11 protein-coding genes are annotated in these 17,653 nt (G+C 69.8%); 2 read left to right on the forward strand and 9 right to left on the reverse strand.

Annotation, left to right across the window (positions count from 1 at the left end; all coding sequences use genetic code 11):
• Nucleotides 1-267 precede the first annotated feature (267 nt).
• The 9 genes from ACFC1R_RS36675 to eccD form a co-directional block, all read right to left on the reverse strand.
• The gene (locus ACFC1R_RS36675; protein ID WP_375946060.1) at nt 268-1,953 is read right to left on the reverse strand and encodes a ribonuclease J; all 1,686 of its coding nucleotides are present in this window, start codon (nt 1,951-1,953) and stop codon (nt 268-270) included.
• A gap of 175 nt (nt 1,954-2,128) precedes the next feature.
• On the reverse strand, nt 2,129-3,028 hold the full coding sequence (gene dapA, locus ACFC1R_RS36680) for a 4-hydroxy-tetrahydrodipicolinate synthase (protein WP_375946061.1): 900 nt from the start codon (nt 3,026-3,028) through the stop codon (nt 2,129-2,131).
• 238 nt (nt 3,029-3,266) lie between these two features.
• Entirely contained in the window at nt 3,267-4,001 is a 735-nt protein-coding gene (gene thyX, locus ACFC1R_RS36685; RefSeq protein WP_375946062.1) for an FAD-dependent thymidylate synthase, read from the reverse strand.
• Between the two features lie 42 nt (nt 4,002-4,043).
• A complete protein-coding gene (locus tag ACFC1R_RS36690) occupies nt 4,044-4,502 on the reverse strand; it encodes a tetratricopeptide repeat protein (protein ID WP_375946063.1) in 459 nt (152 codons plus the stop codon).
• Between the two features lie 7 nt (nt 4,503-4,509).
• Nucleotides 4,510-5,256, reverse strand: a complete 747-nt coding sequence (gene dapB, locus ACFC1R_RS36695) for a 4-hydroxy-tetrahydrodipicolinate reductase (RefSeq protein WP_375946064.1) — start codon at nt 5,254-5,256, stop codon at nt 4,510-4,512.
• A gap of 13 nt (nt 5,257-5,269) precedes the next feature.
• Complete coding sequence (locus ACFC1R_RS36700) at nt 5,270-6,622, reverse strand: M16 family metallopeptidase (protein ID WP_375946065.1); 1,353 nt, start codon at nt 6,620-6,622, stop codon at nt 5,270-5,272.
• A 90-nt stretch (nt 6,623-6,712) separates the two neighbouring features.
• Nucleotides 6,713-8,926: a polyribonucleotide nucleotidyltransferase gene (locus ACFC1R_RS36705; RefSeq protein WP_375946066.1), complete on the reverse strand. Its 2,214-nt coding sequence runs from the start codon at nt 8,924-8,926 to the stop codon at nt 6,713-6,715.
• Nucleotides 8,927-9,373: 447 nt separating this feature from the next.
• On the reverse strand, nt 9,374-9,664 hold the full coding sequence (gene rpsO, locus ACFC1R_RS36710; protein WP_033222116.1) for a 30S ribosomal protein S15: 291 nt from the start codon (nt 9,662-9,664) through the stop codon (nt 9,374-9,376).
• 140 nt (nt 9,665-9,804) lie between these two features.
• On the reverse strand, nt 9,805-11,262 hold the full coding sequence (gene eccD, locus ACFC1R_RS36715; protein ID WP_375946067.1) for a type VII secretion integral membrane protein EccD: 1,458 nt from the start codon (nt 11,260-11,262) through the stop codon (nt 9,805-9,807).
• Between the two features lie 540 nt (nt 11,263-11,802).
• Between eccD and eccCa the strand changes: the two genes are divergently transcribed.
• Together eccCa and ACFC1R_RS36725 are read left to right on the forward strand one after the other, a co-directional pair.
• Entirely contained in the window at nt 11,803-15,756 is a 3,954-nt protein-coding gene (gene eccCa / locus ACFC1R_RS36720; protein ID WP_375946068.1) for a type VII secretion protein EccCa, read from the forward strand.
• 445 nt (nt 15,757-16,201) lie between these two features.
• Nucleotides 16,202-17,608: an APC family permease gene (locus tag ACFC1R_RS36725; RefSeq protein ID WP_375946069.1), complete on the forward strand. Its 1,407-nt coding sequence runs from the start codon at nt 16,202-16,204 to the stop codon at nt 17,606-17,608.
• The last annotated feature ends 45 nt before the right edge of the window (nt 17,609-17,653 follow it).

Below are 17,653 nucleotides of genomic sequence, written 5' to 3' on the forward strand. Positions count from 1 at the left end.
GGAACGGACGCTTCCTTCAGGCCGCCTTCCAGCGGGCCCTCCGGGCGCTTCGTTCTTTCGTGTTTCCAGCTTATCAGATGTTTTCCGCTCCGTTTCCGGACCGAATTTCATCGGATTTACTTTCGCCTTTCGGCGCTCCCGAACTCTAGCAGAGTTCTCCGACCCGTTTCCCGCTCTCGAATTTCATTCGAGAACTTCCGACGGCTCGTGGGGCAACCCGGAGAACATTACGCGCCGGGTTGCCCCACGTCAAACCGTGACAGCCGATCAGACCTCGACCACGACCGGCAGGATCATCGGCCGGCGGCGGTAGTTGTCCGCCACCCACTTGCCGATGGTGCGCCGGACCAGCTGCTGGACCTGCCGCACCTCCAGCACGCCGTCGTTGGCCGACTTCGTCAGCGCCTCCTCCAGCTTGGCCACGACGGGGGCGAACGCACCGTCGTCGATGCCGGAGCCGCGGGCCTGGATGGTCGGACCGCTCACGATCTTGCCGCTGCTGGAGTCGACGACCACGAAGACCGAGATGAAGCCTTCCTCGCCGAGGATGCGACGGTCCTTGAGCGAGGCCTCGGTGATGTCGCCGACCGACGAACCGTCGACGTAGACGTAACCGGCCTGGACCTTGCCGACGATGCGGGCGACCCCGCCCTCCAGGTCCACGCAGACGCCGTCCTCGGCGATGACCGTGCGGTTGCGCGGCACACCGGTCGCGATGCCCAGGTCGGCCGCCGCCCGCAGGTGGCGCCATTCGCCGTGGACCGGCATCAGGTTGCGCGGCTTGCAGATGTTGAAGAAGTAGAGCAGCTCACCGGCGGAGGCGTGGCCGGAGACGTGCACCTTGGCGTTGCCCTTGTGCACGACCTTGGCGCCCCAGCGCGTCAGACCGTTGATGACCCGGTAGACGGCGTTCTCGTTGCCCGGGATCAGCGAGGAGGCGAGCACCACGGTGTCGCCCTCGACGATGCGGATCTGGTGCTCGCGGTTGGCCATCCGGGAGAGCGCCGCCATCGGCTCGCCCTGGGAGCCGGTGCAGATGAGCACCACCTCCTTCTCCGGGAGGTCGTCCAGGGTCTTCACGTCGACGATCAGGTTGCCCGGGACCTTCAGGTAGCCCAGGTCACGCGCGATGCCCATGTTGCGGACCATCGAGCGCCCCACGAAGGCGACCTTGCGCTTGTACTCGTGGGCCGCGTCCAGCACCTGCTGGATGCGGTGCACGTGGCTCGCGAAGGAGGCCACGATGATGCGGCGGTCGGCGTTCGCGAAGACGTTCCGCAGGGCTGCCGAGATGTCGCGCTCGTGCGGGATGAAGCCGGGGACCTCGGCGTTGGTGGAGTCCACCAGCAGCAGGTCCATGCCCTCCTCGGCCAGCTTGGCGAAGGTCGGCAGGTCGGTGAGGCGGCCGTCGAGCGGCAGCTGGTCCATCTTGAAGTCACCGGTGGCGACGACCATGCCGGCGGGCGTCCGCACGGCTACCGCCAGAGCGTCCGGGATGGAGTGGTTGACGGCGATGAACTCGCAGTCGAAGGGGCCGATCCGCTCGCGCTGCCCCTCCATCACCTCCAGCACGTACGGGCGGATCCGGTGCTCGGCGAGCTTGGCCTCGATCAGGGCGAGGGTGAGCTTCGAACCGATCAGCGGGATGTCCGGGTTCTCCCGGAGCAGGTACGGGACGGCACCGATGTGGTCCTCGTGCCCGTGGGTCAGGACGATGCCGTCGACCTTGTCCAGGCGGTCCCGGATGTAGCTGAAGTCCGGCAGGATCAGGTCGACGCCGGGCTGCTCGTCCTCGGGGAAGAGGACGCCGCAGTCGATGATCAGCATGCGGTCCCCGTACTCGAGGACCGTCATGTTGCGGCCGATCTCGCCGAGGCCGCCGAGCGGGGTGATGCGAAGGGCGCCCTCCTTCAGGGCAGGTGGCGCGCCGAGTTCGGGATGCGGGTGGCTCAAAAGACTCTCCTCACGGCGCACGCCATATGCCTGGGGTTCTCCCCCGGAAGACATATGGCGTGCGTGCTTCGATGGTTTCCTATATTTCAGGTCCTGGTGCTCTCGCGCCTTCGATCCGGTCCAGCGGCGGGCCCGCGGAGGGCCCGGCGAGCCGGGGCGCGCACGTCTGTGTCTGCTACAGGTGTACCCCGCCGGCGGCGAGATCCAGCCTCAGTCGGGCAATCTCCTCCGGCGTGGCGGAGATCAGCGGCAGGCGCAGCGGTCCGGCCGGATGGCCCTGGAGTTCCAGTGCCGCCTTGCTGAGGATGACGCCTTGGGTGCGGAACATGCCAGTGAATACCGGCAGCAGGCTCTGGTGGATCGCGGTGGCCTTGCCGACCTCGCCGGCCAGGTAGGCGTCGATCATGGTGCGCAGTTCCGCGGCGACCACGTGGCCGACCACGCTGACCACGCCGGCCGCACCCACCGACAGCAGCGGCAGGTTGAGGATGTCGTCGCCGGAGTACCAGGCCAGGCCGCTGCGGGCGATCGCCCAGCTGGCAGCTGCGAGGTCGCCCTTGGCGTCCTTGTTGGCGACGATCCGCGGGTGCTCGCCGAGCCGGACCAGCGTCTCGGTGCTGAGCGCGACTCCGGCGCGGCCGGGGATGTCGTACAGCATCACCGGCAGCTCGGTGGCGTCCGCGATCGTGACGCTGTGCCGGTAGAGGCCCTCCTGCGGGGGCTTGCTGTAGTACGGCGTGACGACCAGCAGGCCGTGGGCGCCGGCCGCCGCGGCCTGGCGGGCGAGCTCGACGCTGTGGTGGGTGTCATTGGTGCCGACGCCCGCGACGATGTGGGCCCGGTCCCCTACCGCCTCCACCACGGCGCGGACCAGCTGGGCCTTCTCCGCGTCGGAGGTGGTCGGGGACTCGCCGGTGGTGCCGTTGAGCACCAGGCCGTCGTTGCCGGAGTCCACGAGGTGCGCGGCCAGGCGCTGTGCGCCGTCGAGGTCGAGACCGCCGTCTGCGGTGAACGGGGTCACCATCGCGGTCAGGACCCGGCCGAAGGGAGTCTGAGGGGTGAAGGTCGGAGCCATGCGTCCAAAACTACTCGTAGGCGGCCGGGCGACTACCAGGCCGGTCCAGGGTTCGGACAGGTGTGCTGTTCCGCAGGGGTTTCAACGGGCGGGCAGCGGGCCCTGACATGGGATTCCGGTGCTGCTTGCTCGGGGGTTCAAGCAGCACCGGAATCCGTGGTTTTGAGCCTAGGTAGCGCCTTGACAAGCCGCAATCCAGACATGCCAGGCGACCCGCCCATATGCCTATCCGCCCAGGTCAGGGCGCAACACGACCGTGCTTCTCGAACGCCGCATGGGTGAGCGGCATGAGTTCCGCCCAGGCCGCCTCCATCTGCTCGGCGACCATCTCGATCTCGCGCTGCGGGAAGGACGGGACCGCCGAGTTCTCCTTCTTCGTCCGCAGCGAGAGGAAGTGCATCAGCGACCGGGAGTTGCAGGTGGCGTACATCGAGGAGAACAGGCCGACCGGCAGCACCGCGCGGGCCACCTCACGGGCGACACCGGCGTTGAGCATCTCCTGGTACGCCTGGTAGGACGCGCGGTACGAGGACTCCATGGCCTCGGTCGCGACCTTGTGCTGCTCCGAGGTGCCCTCGACGAACTCGTACTTGCCGGGGCGGCCCTGCTGGATCAGCTTGCGGTCCTCGCCGGGGACGTAGAAGACCGGCTCCAGCTCGCGGTAGCGGCCGGACTCCTCGTTGTAGGACCAGCCGCTGCGGTGCCGGTGGAACTCGCGGAAGACGAAGATCGGCGCGCTGATGAAGAAGGTCATCGAGTTGTGCTCGAAGGGGGTGCCGTGACGGTCCCGCATCAGGAAGTTGATCAGACCCTTGGACTTCTCCGGGTCCTGCTGGAGCGCCTCCAGGGACTGCTCACCCGCAGTGGAGACGCGCGCCGCCCAGATCACGTCGGAGTCGGCCGCAGCACTGCGCACCAGCTCGACACTGACGTCGCTGCGGAACTGCGGGGTCAGATCCAGTCCGTCGCTCACGCGAAGATCCTCCTGAGATGAGCCGTTTGTGACGGCGACAGCCTAGCCCGCCGCCACCGAGTCGAGAGCCGCACGCAGCTTGATGGCGTGCTGCATCGCCTTGCGGGCGCGCGGCACGTCGCCCGCGTCCGCATAGGCGACGGCGAGCCGGAAGAAGGCCCGCCAGTCGCCCGGCGCGGCCTCGGCCTCGGTCTTGCGCCTGGCGAAGACCGCGTCGGCCGAGGCCCGGTCGATCCGGCCCCCCGAGGTGCGCTTGAGCTCGTCCACCGGCAGCCCGCCCTCGGCCTCCAGCTCGCGGGCGAGCCGCTCGCTGGCCCGGCCGAAGCGGATGGTCTGGCGCAGGAACCAGACCCCGATCGCCGGGATGACGAAGGCGCAGAGGCCGATGCCGATGCCCAGCACCTTGCCGGTGGCGATCAGCTGGACGCCCTCGCCGACGCAGATGACGGCGACCAGCAGCAGGACGCCGGAGAGCAGGAAGAAACCGGTGCGCGAGGTCATTCGGGGCTCACAGGTCCAGGAAGTGTTCGAGGCCGAAGGTGAGGCCCGGGTGGTCCACCACCTTGCGCACACCGAGCAGGATGCCCGGCATGAAGCAGCTGTGGTGCAGCGAGTCGTGGCGGATCGTCAGGGTCTCGCCGTTGTCGCCGAACAGCACCTCCTGGTGGGCCAGCAGGCCGCGCAGGCGCACCGCGTGCACCGGCACGCCGTCCACGTCGGCGCCGCGCGCGCCCTCCAGGGCATGGGTGGTCGGGTCCTGCTGCGGGTCCCGGCCTGCCCTGGTGCGGGCGGCGGCGATCAGCTGCGCGGTGCGGGTGGCGGTGCCCGAAGGGGCGTCCGCCTTGCGGTCGTGGTGCAGCTCCACGATCTCGACCGACTCGAAGTACTTCGCCGCCGCCTGCGCGAACTGCATGCCGAGGACGGCGCCGATGGAGAAGTTCGGCGCGATCAGCAGCCCGGTCCCCGGGGTCTCGGCCAGTAGGCCGCGCACGGTGGCCAGCCGCTCGTCGGTCCAGCCGGTGGTGCCGGTGACCACGTGGATCCCGTTGCGCAGGCAGTAGTCGAGGTTGCCCATCACCGAGTCGGGGTGGGTCAGTTCGACCGCGACCTGGACACCGGCCCGGGTCAGCTCCTCCAGTTCGGAGCCGCGGCCCAGGGCGGCCACCAGCTCCAGGTCGGGGGCGGCCTCGACCGCCTTGACCGCCTCCGAACCGATCCGTCCCCCGGCCCCGATCACGGCAACGCGCAGCGTCATCTCAGTAACCCTCTCAGTGCAGCAGGTCGGCGAGTGCGGCCGCCCGCCTGTCGTTGATCGGACCGATCAGCGCGAGCGAGGGCCGGTAGGCCCCCAGCACATCACGGGCCACCGCCCGGACGTCATCCAGGGTGACCGCCGCGATCTTCGCCAGCATCTCGTCCACGGACAGGTGGTGCCCGTAGCAGAGCTCGGCCTTGCCGATCCGGTTCATCAGCGAGCCGGTGTCCTCCATGCCGAGCACGGTGGAGCCGGAGATCTGCCCGATCGCCCGGTGCAGCTCCTCGGCGGTGATGCCGTCCTCCACCACCTTGGCCAGTTCGGCGCGGCAGATCTTCAGCACCTCCTCGACCCGCTTGGGCTGGCACCCGGCATAGATCCCGAAGAGGCCGCTGTCCGCGTACGAGGTGGAGTACGAGTAGACCGAGTACGCGAGACCGCGCTTCTCCCTGACCTCCTGGAACAGGCGGGAGCTCATCCCGCCGCCGAGGGCCGCGTTGAGCACGCCCAGGGCCCAGCGGCGCTCGTCGTGGCGAGGTATGCCGGGCAGGCCGAGGACCAGGTGGGCCTGCTCGGTCGGACGGTTGAGCACCTCGACCTTGCCGGCGGTGCGCAGCGCCTTGACGGACCTGGGCAGCTCGGCCGGGTGGCCGGTGGCGTTGGCCAGGACCGGGGCGAAGGCGCGTTCGACGAGTCGGACCACCTTCTTGTGGTCGAGGTTGCCGGCCGCCGCGACGACCAGTTGCTCGGGCTTGTAGCGGCGGCGGAAGAACCCGGCGATCTGGTCGCGGCTGAGGTTGGTCACGGTCTCCTGGGTGCCCAGGATCGGCCGGCCGAGCGGCGAGGAGCCGTAGATCACCTTGGCGAACAGATCGTGGACCACGTCACCGGGGTCGTCCTCCGCCATCGCCATCTCCTCGAGGATGACGCCGCGTTCGGCCTCCACGTCCTCCTCGCGGATCAGCGAGCCGGTGACCATGTCGCAGACCACGTCGATGGCCAGCGGCAGGTCGGTGTCGAGCACCCGCGCGTAGTAGCAGGTGTTCTCCTTCGCGGTGAAGGCGTTCATCTCGCCGCCGACCGCGTCCAGGGCGGCCGAGATGTCCAGCGCGCTGCGCCGGGCGGTGCCCTTGAAGAGCAGGTGCTCCAGGTAGTGGGTGGCCCCGTTGAGGACCGGGGTCTCGTCCCGGGAGCCGACTCCGACCCAGATGCCGAAGGTCGCCGAGCGGACCGTCGGCAGGGTCTCGGTGACGACCCGCAGGCCGCCGGGAAGGACAGTGCGGCGCACCGTGCCGGCGCCGTCGGCGCCCTTGAGCAGGGTGCGGGTGGTGCCGGGTCGCTGCGTTGCCGCCGAGGCCTGAGCCAACGGGGGTACCTCCGTACGTGGGAACAACAGGGTGCGGCCCGCACGCTCAGCGAGGCGTGCGGGCCGCGGGAGTCAGCTAGCTGCCGGCCGTCACTCGGACGCGGTGGCGGCCTCGCCGCCCTCCTCGCCCTCGATGACCGGGATCAGCGAGAGCTTGCCGCGCGGGTCGATCTCGGCGATCTCGACCTGCACCTTGGTGCCGACCGCGAGCACGTCCTCGACGTTCTCCACGCGCTTGCCACCGGCGAGCTTGCGGATCTGCGAGATGTGCAGCAGACCGTCCTTGCCCGGCATCAGCGAGACGAACGCACCGAAGGTCGTGGTCTTCACCACGGTGCCCAGGTAGCGCTCGCCGACCTCCGGCATGGTCGGGTTGGCGATCTGGTTGATCGTGGTGCGGGCGGCCTCGGCGGCCGGGCCGTCGGCGGCACCGATGTAGATGGTGCCGTCGTCCTCGATCGTGATCTCGGCGCCGGTGTCCTCCTGGATCTGGTTGATCATCTTGCCCTTGGGGCCGATGACCTCACCGATCTTGTCCACCGGGATCTTGATGGTGATGATGCGCGGCGCGTTCGGCGACATCTCGTCGGGCGCGTCGATGGCCTCGTTCATCACGTCGAGGATGTGCAGGCGGGCGTCCTTGGCCTGCTTCAGCGCGGCGGCGAGCACCGACGCCGGGATGCCGTTCAGCTTGGTGTCCAGCTGGAGGGCGGTGATGAAGTTGCGGGTACCGGCGACCTTGAAGTCCATGTCGCCGTACGCGTCCTCGGCACCCAGGATGTCGGTCAGGGTGACGTAGTGCGTCTCACCGTCGATCTCCTGCGAGATCAGGCCCATGGCGATACCGGCGACGGCGGCCTTCAGCGGCACACCGGCGTTCAGCAGCGACATGGTCGAGGCACAGACCGAGCCCATCGAGGTGGAGCCGTTGGAGCCGAGCGCCTCGGAGACCTGGCGGATGGCGTACGGGAACTCCTCGCGGGTCGGCAGCACCGGCAGCAGCGCACGCTCGGCCAGGGCGCCGTGGCCGATCTCGCGGCGCTTGGGCGCACCCACGCGGCCGGTCTCACCGACGGAGTACGGCGGGAAGTTGTAGTTGTGCATGTAGCGACGGCGCGTCTCCGGGGAGAGCGTGTCGAGCTGCTGCTCCATGCGGAGCATGTTCAGGGTGGTGACACCCAGGATCTGGGTCTCGCCACGCTCGAACAGCGCCGAGCCGTGGACGCGCGGGATGGCCTCGACCTCGGCGGCCAGGGTGCGGATGTCGGTGACACCGCGGCCGTCGATGCGGACCTTGTCCTTGATGACGCGCTCGCGGACGATCTTCTTGGTCAGCGCGTTGTAGGCGGCGCCGATCTCCTTCTCGCGGCCCTCGAACTCCGGGAGCAGCTTGTCGGCGGCGATCGCCTTGATGCGGTCCAGCTCGTTCTGGCGCTCCTGCTTGCCGGCGATGGTGAGCGCCTGGGCGAGCTCGTCCTTGACCGCGGTGGTCAGGGCGGCCAGCACGTCGTCCTGGTAGTCCAGGAAGACCGGGAACTCGCCGGTCGGCTTGGCCGCCTGGGCGGCCAGCTGGGCCTGCGCGGCGCACAGCACCTTGATGAACGGCTTGGCGGCCTCGAGGCCGGCGGCGACGACCTCCTCGGTCGGGGCCTCGGCGCCGTCGGCGACCAGCTTGATGGTCTTGTCGGTGGCCTCGGCCTCGACCATCATGATCGCGACGTCGCCGTCCGGCAGGGCGCGACCGGCGACGACCATGTCGAAGACGGCCGACTCCAGCTCGCTGTGGGTCGGGAAGGCCACCCACTGACCGTTGATCAGGGCGACGCGGACGCCACCGATCGGGCCGGAGAACGGCAGACCGGCCAGCTGGGTGGAGGCGGAGGCGGCGTTGATGGCCACCACGTCGTACAGGTGGTCCGGGTTCAGCGCCATGACGGTGCAGACGACCTGGACCTCGTTGCGCAGGCCCTTGACGAAGGACGGGCGCAGCGGGCGGTCGATCAGGCGGCAGGTGAGGATCGCGTCCTCGGAGGGCCGGCCCTCACGACGGAAGAACGAGCCGGGGATCCGGCCCGCGGCGTACATCCGCTCCTCGACGTCAACCGTCAGCGGGAAGAAGTCGAAGTGCTCCTTCGGCTGCTTGGACGCGCTGGTGGCCGACAGCACCATGGTGTCGTCGTCCAGGTAGGCCACGGCGGAGCCGGCGGCCTGACGGGCCAGGCGGCCGGTCTCGAAGCGGATGGTACGGGTGCCGAAGCTGCCGTTGTCGATGACGGCCTCGGCGTAGAACACGTTCTCTTCCACCTGGAAGATCTCCTCTTTCGTACGTCTCCCGAGGAGCGCCCCTGCGCTTTGCCTGCCTGTGGCCCGGGCAGTCTGGGCCGGTCTTCGATCGAAGCCTCCGGGCTGTCCGTTCGTGGGACTCCCGGCGGCCACTACCGAGGACCGGCGCCTCTCGGCCAGCTGGTCGGCGGTCGCGTGTGGACGCTCCTTGGGACGCGGGCGGCTTCCGTTTGAAGCCAGCGGCCCGCTCGGTGATGTCGCGTTGCCCCGGTTCTCACGGCGTCTTCGCGACACCATGACCGGGCATGCCCTTCACCTTACAAATTCACACCCTACAGAGCCCGCCATTACCACGCGTGTGGAAAGGACTCTCGTGGGGAGTTCCCGCGGCGCTCACTGCGGATCGCTGCGCGGGGATGCAGCGAGGGGCGGCTCCCCCGCGAAGGGGAGCCGCCCCTCACGGCGGACTTAGCGGGCGCCGCCGGCGGCACCGCGACGGATGCCCAGACGGTCGACGAGCGCACGGAAGCGCTCGATGTCCTTCTTGGCCAGGTACTGCAGCAGACGACGGCGCTGGCCGACCAGGATCAGCAGGCCACGACGCGAGTGGTGGTCGTGCTTGTGGAACTTGAGGTGCTCGGTCAGGTCCGAGATACGGCGGGAGAGCATGGCGACCTGGACCTCGGGGGAGCCGGTGTCGCCCTCCTTCTGGCCGAACTCGGCGATGATCTGCTTCTTGACGTCGGCGGCGAGAGCCACGGCATCTCCTTCAGGTTCTGGTCCGAGTGATCCTGGTAGGAAGCACAGGATCTGACAGAACTCGGACGGCCCAAGCGTACCAGCGCCCGCCGTCCACCCCGGCAGCGGGGCGGAGGCGGGCGCGTGGCAGGGCCCCGGCGTCAGCTGGTGGCGCCGCGGACCAGACCGTAGATGTCCAGTACGGCAAGGGCCAGCGGGACCAGCGAGATCAGCATCAGGCCGTCCACCATGTCCAGGATCCGGCCCCAGAACGGCGAGACACCGAGCCGCGGCACGACCAGCGCGATGGCCGTCAGCACGGCGGCGCCGAAGGCGATCGAGGCGGCCAGCCAGACCGTGCGCAGGTCGACCGCGGTGGAGCTGGCGGCCTTCACGATGAACAGCGGCGTGTGCAGCGACAGGCCGACGATCAGCAGACCGAGGCCGGCCAGGCCGGCGATGGTGAGGCTGAAGACCTGCGCGGTGTAGCGGAACAGCCGGGCCCGCAGCATGGTCGAGACGCCGACCGCCAGCGCCAGCAGCTCGCCGTACATGGTGTCGCTGAAGCCGAGCACGGTGCAGGAACCGACCAGCACCGCGGCGCAGCCGCCGACCAGGCCGACCAGCACCTCGTGGCCGCGGCGCGCCTGGTGGGCGATCCGCTCGTACTGGACCGTCTCGGCGCGGTTGCCGTCCTCGGCGAAGTCGCGGCTGCGGGTGCGGGCCTGGCCGGGGGCGCTGAAGCCGACGGGCAGCCGGGCGAAGCGGGCGGACAGCGCGGGCAGCACACCGATCACCGCGATGGCGGCGACACCGGTGACGGCGGCGATGTGGGTGGCCGGAGTGCCGGAGAGCAGGACGCCCGCGAAGGTCGCCAGCGTGCCGGCGGCGGCGAGGAAGGAGGAGGCCACGAAGACCGAGTCCTTCTCCGGCAGCAGGCCGACCAGCAGCACCGAGACCACCAGGACGGCCACACAGCCGACCAGGAACTGCAGGCGTCCCGGACCGTCGCCGGTGTGCGCGACCGCGATGATGCCGCTGCCGGCGATCAGGGTGTGCGGCAGCGCGCCCAGGCCGAGCGCGAGCCCGGCGTCGTGGTCGTCGTAGACCCGGGCGCGGATCGCGGCGAAGGCGACCAGGACGACCGCGGTCACGCCGGAGAGGATGCCCGGCAGGCTGTGCATGTCGTGGCGCAGGTCGGAGAACCAGAGCGCGAAACCGAGCATCACCAGCAGCACGGTCGAACCGATCAGGCCGAAGGCCCGCATCAGCTCGGGGCTCCAGAAGCGGCGGTCCTCCTCGACCGCGCTGGCGATGGCGTCGGCCACGTCGTCGTAGACGGCCGGCGGCAGCGACTCGGCGAACGGGCGCAGGCTCAGCAGGTCGCCGTCGCGCACCTGCTGGGCGGCCAGCGGCAAGCCGCTGTCCAGGACCGTGCCGTCGCGGCGGACTAGGTGGAAGCCGGTCGGTGCACCGTCGATCTGGGTCTGGCCGGAGAGCCGCAGCACCTCGGGGTAGACGTCCGCGAGCGGCACGTCCTCCGGCAGTGCGACGTCGATCCGGCTGTCCGGCGCCACCACGGTGACCCGGCAGAATCCGGTCGTAGCGTTTGCGCTCATGCGCTCGCCTCGCAGGGCTCGGCGGGCGCTTCGCGCAGCGCGCAGCTTCTGATGGTTCGCTCGCAGAGCTCGCTCACGGGCGCTCTCCCCCTTGTTGACTGGCCGTTCGTCGGCGCGGCCCGATCCCACCGGAGCGGAACTCGCACGACCCGGATGAGAATTGGCGCGGCGTTACCCTACCGCCAGCGGGCCCGGCGCTCCCACCGGCCCCGGGCCGCACCGGCGCTCCGGTGCACCTGTGGACGAAGGGTGACGGCGGATCACCCTTTTCTTTACGACCGACGAGGCTTCGCCCCTGTGGTCGTGCGGTCCGGGCAGACCAGTAGGATCGGCCCCTGCGCAAGGCGTACGGGGGCGGATACGCGCGACCCTGGAGCGCTTGCGGTCGGCGGAGCGGGGGCGGCGTCATCATCACACGGGGCGCCCTCACCCGTACGTATCCAGTGCGTGAGGGCTGATGCCAGTGAGCGAGCGAAGCGAGCGAACCGTCAGAAGGTGCGAGTTTCGCGAAGCGGCCGACGCGCGAAGCGAGGAGGTCGCATGAGTGTGGTTACCGTCAAGCGTCCGGCGCGGGCGTATCCGCCCGCGGTGCCGGACGATCCGGTGGAGCTGGTACCTCCGCCGGAGCTGCCCAGGTCGGGCGGCGAGGACTGGCTGATGTCCCTGCTGCCGATGCTCGGCATGGGCGGCTCCGCGGCGTTCCTCTTCTCTCCCGGTGCCCAGGGCCCGATGAAGATGATGGGCGTCCTGATGATCGCCTCCACCGCGGGCATGGCGGTGGCGCAGGTCATCAAGGCGCGCAAGGGCGGCAGTGCGGGCACTGCCGACGAGCGCCGTGACTACCTGAAGTACCTGCAGCAGATGCGCCGCCAGGTGCGCCGCACCGCCGAGCGCCAGCGCGGTGCGCAGCTGTTCCTGCACCCCGAGCCCGACCAGCTGTGGTCGATCGTGGCGGAGGGGCGCCGGCTGTGGGAACGCAGGCCCGGCGACCCGGACTTCGCCCAGATCCGGCTCGGCCGGGGGCCGCAGCAGCTGTCGACTCCGCTGGTGGCGCCGCAGACCGCGCCGCTGGACGAGCTGGAGCCGCTGGCCGCCGCCGCGATGAAGAACTTCCTCACCGCGCACGGCACCCTGCAGGACCTGCCGTTGGCCGTCTCGCTGCGCGCCTTCTACCACATCACCGTCTGCGGCGACCCGGACACCGTGTACGGCAACGTCCGGGCGATGATCGCCCAGTTGACCACCCTGCACTCGCCGGACGACCTGATGGTCGCCGTCGCCGCCGCGCCCGGCGCGGTGGACGAGTGGGAGTGGGCCAAGTGGCTGCCGCACACCCAGCACCGCAAGGACAGCGACGGCGCGGGTTCCCGCCGCCTGATCGCGACCGGGCTCGGTGAGCTGGAGTACCTGCTGGAGAACGAACTGGCGGGCCGCAAGGGCTTCTCCAGGGATGCCGTTCCCTCCCCCGACCAGCCGCACATCGTGGTGATCATGGATGGCGCCTCGGTGCCACCGGACTCGGTGCTGGCCGGGGCCGAGGGCGTGCAGGGCGTCACCGTGATCGAGGTCGTCCCGGGTGAGATGGACGAGCCCAGCGGACACTTGGTGATCTCGCTGACCAAGGACCAGCTGCTGCTGGAGTCCGCCTCCGGGGCCTCCTACTCGGGCGCTCCCGACACGCTGTCCGCCTGGCAGTCGGAGGCGCTGGCCCGCCAGTTGGCGCCGTTCCGGGTCTCGGCCGGCGGTGACGACGGCGACCCGTCGCTGGTCAGCATGGACTTCACCGAGATGATGAGCACCGGCGACCCCGGTGCCTTCGACCCGGCCCGGCACTGGCGTCCGCGCCCGATGGCCGAGAAGCTGCGCGTCCCGCTCGGTGTCGGCACCAACGGCGAGTACGTCTGGCTGGACATCAAGGAAGCCTCGCTGCAGGGCATGGGCCCGCACGGCATGTGCGTCGGCGCCACCGGTTCCGGCAAGTCCGAGGTGCTCCGCACCATCGTGCTGGCGCTTGCCGTGACCCACTCCTCGGAGGTCCTCAACCTGGTCCTCGCCGACTTCAAGGGTGGTGCCACCTTCGCCGGTATGGCGGAGATGCCGCACACCGCGGCCGTGATCACCAACCTCGAGGGCGAAGCCACCCTGATCGACCGCATGCGCGACGCGATCGAGGGCGAGATGAACCGCCGCCAGGAGCTGCTGCGCGCCGCGGGCAACTACGCCAACATCAACGAGTACGAGCGGGCCCGCGCCGCCGGTGCGGCCCTGGACCCGCTGCCCTCGCTGCTGATGATCATCGATGAGTTCTCCGAACTGCTCACCGCCAAGCCGGACTTCATCGACCTGTTCATCCAGATCGGCCGCATCGGCCGTTCGCTGGGCATGCACATGCTGCTCGCCTCGCAGCGACTGGAGGAGGGCAAGCTCCGCGGTCTGGACACCTTCCTCTCCTACCGCCTGGGTCTGCGGACCTTCTCGGCCGCCGAGTCGCGGGCCGCGATCGGCGTGCCGGACGCGTACCACCTGCCGCCCATCCCCGGTGTCGGCTACCTGAAGTTCGGCTCCGACGTGATGGAGCGGTTCCGTGCCGCGTACGTCTCGGGTCCCTACCGGCCGCCGGGCCAGCAGCGGACCAGCGGCGGCCAGGTGATCACCGCGCAGCCGGTGCTGTTCACCGCCGCCGAGGTGCCGATCATCGAGCCGGTGGTCGAGGAGGTCGTGGAGGAGGTCGAGGAGGTCGACGACTCGCTGCTCGACACCATGCTCGACGTCTTCGTGCAGCGGATGATCGGCCAGGGCCCGCCCGCGCACCAGGTCTGGCTGGCTCCGCTGGAGGAGGCACCCAGCATCGACGGGCTGGTGCCGCCGCTCCAGGTCACCCCGGAACGCGGCCTCACCTCACCGGAGTTCGGTGCTCTGGGCCGCCTGGTGGTGCCGGTCGGCATCGTCGACAAGCCGCGCGACCAGCGCCGCGACGTGCTGTACCAGGACTACTCGGGTGCGGCCGGTCACGGCCTGATCGTCGGTGGTCCCCGCTCCGGCAAGTCCACCCTGGTGCGGACCATGGTGGCCGGCTTCGCGGTCACCCACACCCCGCTGGAGACCCAGTTCTACCTGCTGGACTTCGGTGGCGGTGGCTTCCAGAGCATCGCGGGCCTGCCGCACGTCGGCGGGGTCGCCGGAAAGCTGGAGCAGGACAAGGTCCGCCGCCTGATCAGCGAGGTGCAGGGGGTGCTCAACCGGCGTGAGGAGCTGTTCCGCACGGCCGGTATCGACAACATCGCCACCTACCGCACCCGGCGGGCCAACGGGCAGCTGCCGGACGAGCAGTTCGGCGACGTGTTCCTGATCATCGACGGCTGGCTGACCTTCAAGCAGGACTACGAGGCGCTCGAGCCGATCATCTCGAACATCGCCCAGAACGGTCTCGGCTTCGGCGTCCACGTCATCCTGACCGCCGCCCGGTACGCCGAGGTCCGCCCGGCCCTCAAGGACCTGCTGCAGAACCGCACCGAGCTGCGTCTCGGCGACTCGATGGAGTCCGAGATCGACCGCAAGGTCGCGCAGAACGTCCCGGCGAGCGCGCCGGGACGCGGTATCACGGCGGCCAAGCTGCACTTCCTGGCCGGTCTGCCCCGCCTGGACGGCTCGTCCAGCACCGAGGACCTCGGAGCCGGCGTGGCCGGCCTGGTCGAGGCGGTCAACGCCGCCTGGACCGGACCGCGCGCCCCGCAGGTGCGCATGCTGCCCGCCGTCCTGGACGGCCACACGCTGCCCAAGGGCTACGAGCACCCCGAGCTGGGTGTCGCCATCGGTGTGGACGAGACCGAGCTCGCACCGGTCTTCCTCAACTTCGAGAGCGACCCGCTGTTCGTGGTCTTCGGTGAGAGCGAGTCGGGCAAGTCCGCGGTGCTGCGGATGCTGATCAAGCAGATCACCGAGCGCTACACCCCGGACCAGGCCGGCATCGTGATCGGCGACTTCCGCCGTTCGCTGCTGGGCGTGGTGCCGCCGGAGTACCTGGTCGAGTACGCGGCGGCAGCGCCCGCCATGTCCTCGATCGTGGAGATGCTCCGCGGGGCCTGCGCCCGCCGCCTGCCCGGACCGGACGTCACGCCGGAGCAGCTGCGCAACCGCAGCTGGTACAGCGGCAAGGACATGTTCGTGATCGTGGACGACTACGAGCTGGTCGCCACCCAGTCCGGCAACCCGATGGCGCCGCTGGCCGAGTTCCTGCCGTTCGCCCGTGACATCGGTCTGCGCATCATCATCGCGCGCAGCGCCGGTGGTGCCGGCCGCTCGATGTTCGAGCCGGTGATGCAGCGGATGCGCGAGCTGGGCGGGCAGGGCCTGCTGCTCTCCGGTGACAAGAACGAGGGCGCGCTGCTCGGCACGGTCAAGCCGCAGGCGCTGCCGCCGGGCCGTGGCGTGTACGTCACGCGCCGGATGGCCGCGGGCCAGACCATCCAGGTCGGCTGGCTGCCCACGCCGTAACACCGAGTGACAGCACGAGGCCGGGTCCGGTACGGACCCGGCCTCCGTCGTCCCAGGTGCTGAAACGTTATCGAGTTTCTTGCATGACTTTGCTGCGGTTCTCGTTGTCCGGCCGAGCGGCTGCCGCACTCGGAGGGGCGCCTGGGCCAGCAGAAGCCCACGCGGCGGACGACCATGGATTCATGGGGCGCAATCTTTCGTTCACCTTCGATTCAAATACAACGTGGCGAAGGTAACAAATGGGACATGCTTGACGATCACCGTCTGCAACCATCGGATCCTCGGCTCAACCCACGCTGACCTGCGGATTCCGAAGCAGTTCGGCCGTTGACGCGATCTATACGGCACGGTTCCATGGCTCCTCGGGAGCGACCAGGACCAACACCAGCCAGCGGAGGCGATAGCGCTCCCTCCCCAGGACTTCACCGAGCCGATCGGAACGCTCATGACCGACACGCTTCGCCCGCCAGTCGCCGCAACCCCCCCTGCGGCGACGGACAGCCTCGACGGGGCGCCGAAGAAGCTCAGCCGTTCGCTCGGTGTCGTGGGCGGGACCCTGCTCACGCTCTCCTGCGTGACCCCGGCCTCCTCGCTGTTCGTGATCGTGCCAAGCCTCTTCAACAGCCTGGGCACCGCGACCGCGCTGACCATCGGGATCGGCGCGATCCTCTGTGTCGCGGTGGCGTTCTGCTACTCCGAGCTCGGCACCCTGGTCCCGAGCGCCGGCGGCGAGTACGCGATGGTCGGCACCCTGGCGGGTCGTTTCACCGGGTGGCTGGTGTTCATCCAGTCCCTGATCGTGGTGATGATCGTGCCCTCGGTCATCGCCCTCGGCACGGCCGACTACCTCGCCCCGATCGTGCACGTCGACCCGGCGGTCGCCGGAGCCGGCGTGATGCTGGCCGCCACCGTCGCCGGCCTGCTCGACCTGCGGGCCAACGCCTGGATCACCGGCATCTTCCTGGTCCTCGAGGTCATCGCCGCCGCCGTGGTGTCCTTCCTCGGCTTCGCGCACACCGAGCGCGGCATGGGCAGCCTGCTGCACGGCGTGACCGCGGACACGGGCGGCGCGACCAGCCCGGTCGGCATGGCCGCCGTCCTGGCCGCGATGGGCACCGCGCTCTTCGTCACCCAGGGCTTCAGCACCGCGATCTACCTCTCCGAGGAGCTGGAGAACCCGCGCCGCAACGTCGCCCGCACCGTGCTGTGGACGCTCGCACTCTCCGTGGTGGTCATCATCGTCCCGGTCGTCGCCATCACCATGGGCGCCCCCGACCTGGCCACGCTGACCGGCGGCGACATCTCCACGATGGTGGTCGGCTGGAGCAACTCCGCGGTCGGCACCTTCATCAGCCTCTGCATCGCGCTGGCCATCATCAACGCCGGCATCGTCATGGTCATCCAGAACTCCCGGGTGCTCTTCGCCTCCGGCCGCGACCAGGCCTGGCCCGCGCCCGTCAACCGGGCCTTCGGCACCCTGAACCGCTTCAGCGCCCCCTGGATCTCCACCCTCGCCGTCGGTGTCCCCGGCGCGGTGCTCTGCTTCGTCCCGAACACCATGCTGACCAACATCACCGGTGTCGCGGTCGCCGCGCTCTACCTGCTGGTCGCCGTCGCCGCCCTGTTCTCCCGCCGCGGGCAGCACCGCAACGCCCCCGCCTGGCGCCAGCCGCTGTGGCCGGTGCTGCCGGTGCTGCTGATCGTGGTGCTCGGCTACGTCCTCACCCAGCTGGACCTCACCGCCCTGCTGTGGACCGGCGGCATCACCGTCGCCGCCTCGCTGTACTGGCTCCTCTACCTGCGCCCCCGCCAGGACACCCACTGGGTGATCACCATCCCGGAGGACGAGTAGCTCTGAGCATCCGACGGCCGCGGGCCCGGCTCCCCTTCGAGGGGG

It is taken from the genome of Kitasatospora sp. NPDC056138 (genome assembly GCF_042264695.1).
In the GTDB taxonomy this organism is placed as follows: domain Bacteria; phylum Actinomycetota; class Actinomycetes; order Streptomycetales; family Streptomycetaceae; genus Kitasatospora.

Coding starts and splice junctions, on each gene's coding strand:
- dapA (WP_375946061.1), bottom strand. CDS start 3,028: ATGGCTCCGACCTTCACCCCTCAGACTCCCTTCGGCCGGGTCCTGACC.
- ACFC1R_RS36690 (WP_375946063.1), bottom strand. CDS start 4,502: ATGACCTCGCGCACCGGTTTCTTCCTGCTCTCCGGCGTCCTGCTGCTG.
- dapB (WP_375946064.1), bottom strand. CDS start 5,256: ATGACGCTGCGCGTTGCCGTGATCGGGGCCGGGGGACGGATCGGTTCG.
- eccD (WP_375946067.1), bottom strand. CDS start 11,262: ATGAGCGCAAACGCTACGACCGGATTCTGCCGGGTCACCGTGGTGGCG.
- eccCa (WP_375946068.1), top strand. CDS start 11,803: ATGAGTGTGGTTACCGTCAAGCGTCCGGCGCGGGCGTATCCGCCCGCG.
- ACFC1R_RS36725 (WP_375946069.1), top strand. CDS start 16,202: ATGACCGACACGCTTCGCCCGCCAGTCGCCGCAACCCCCCCTGCGGCG.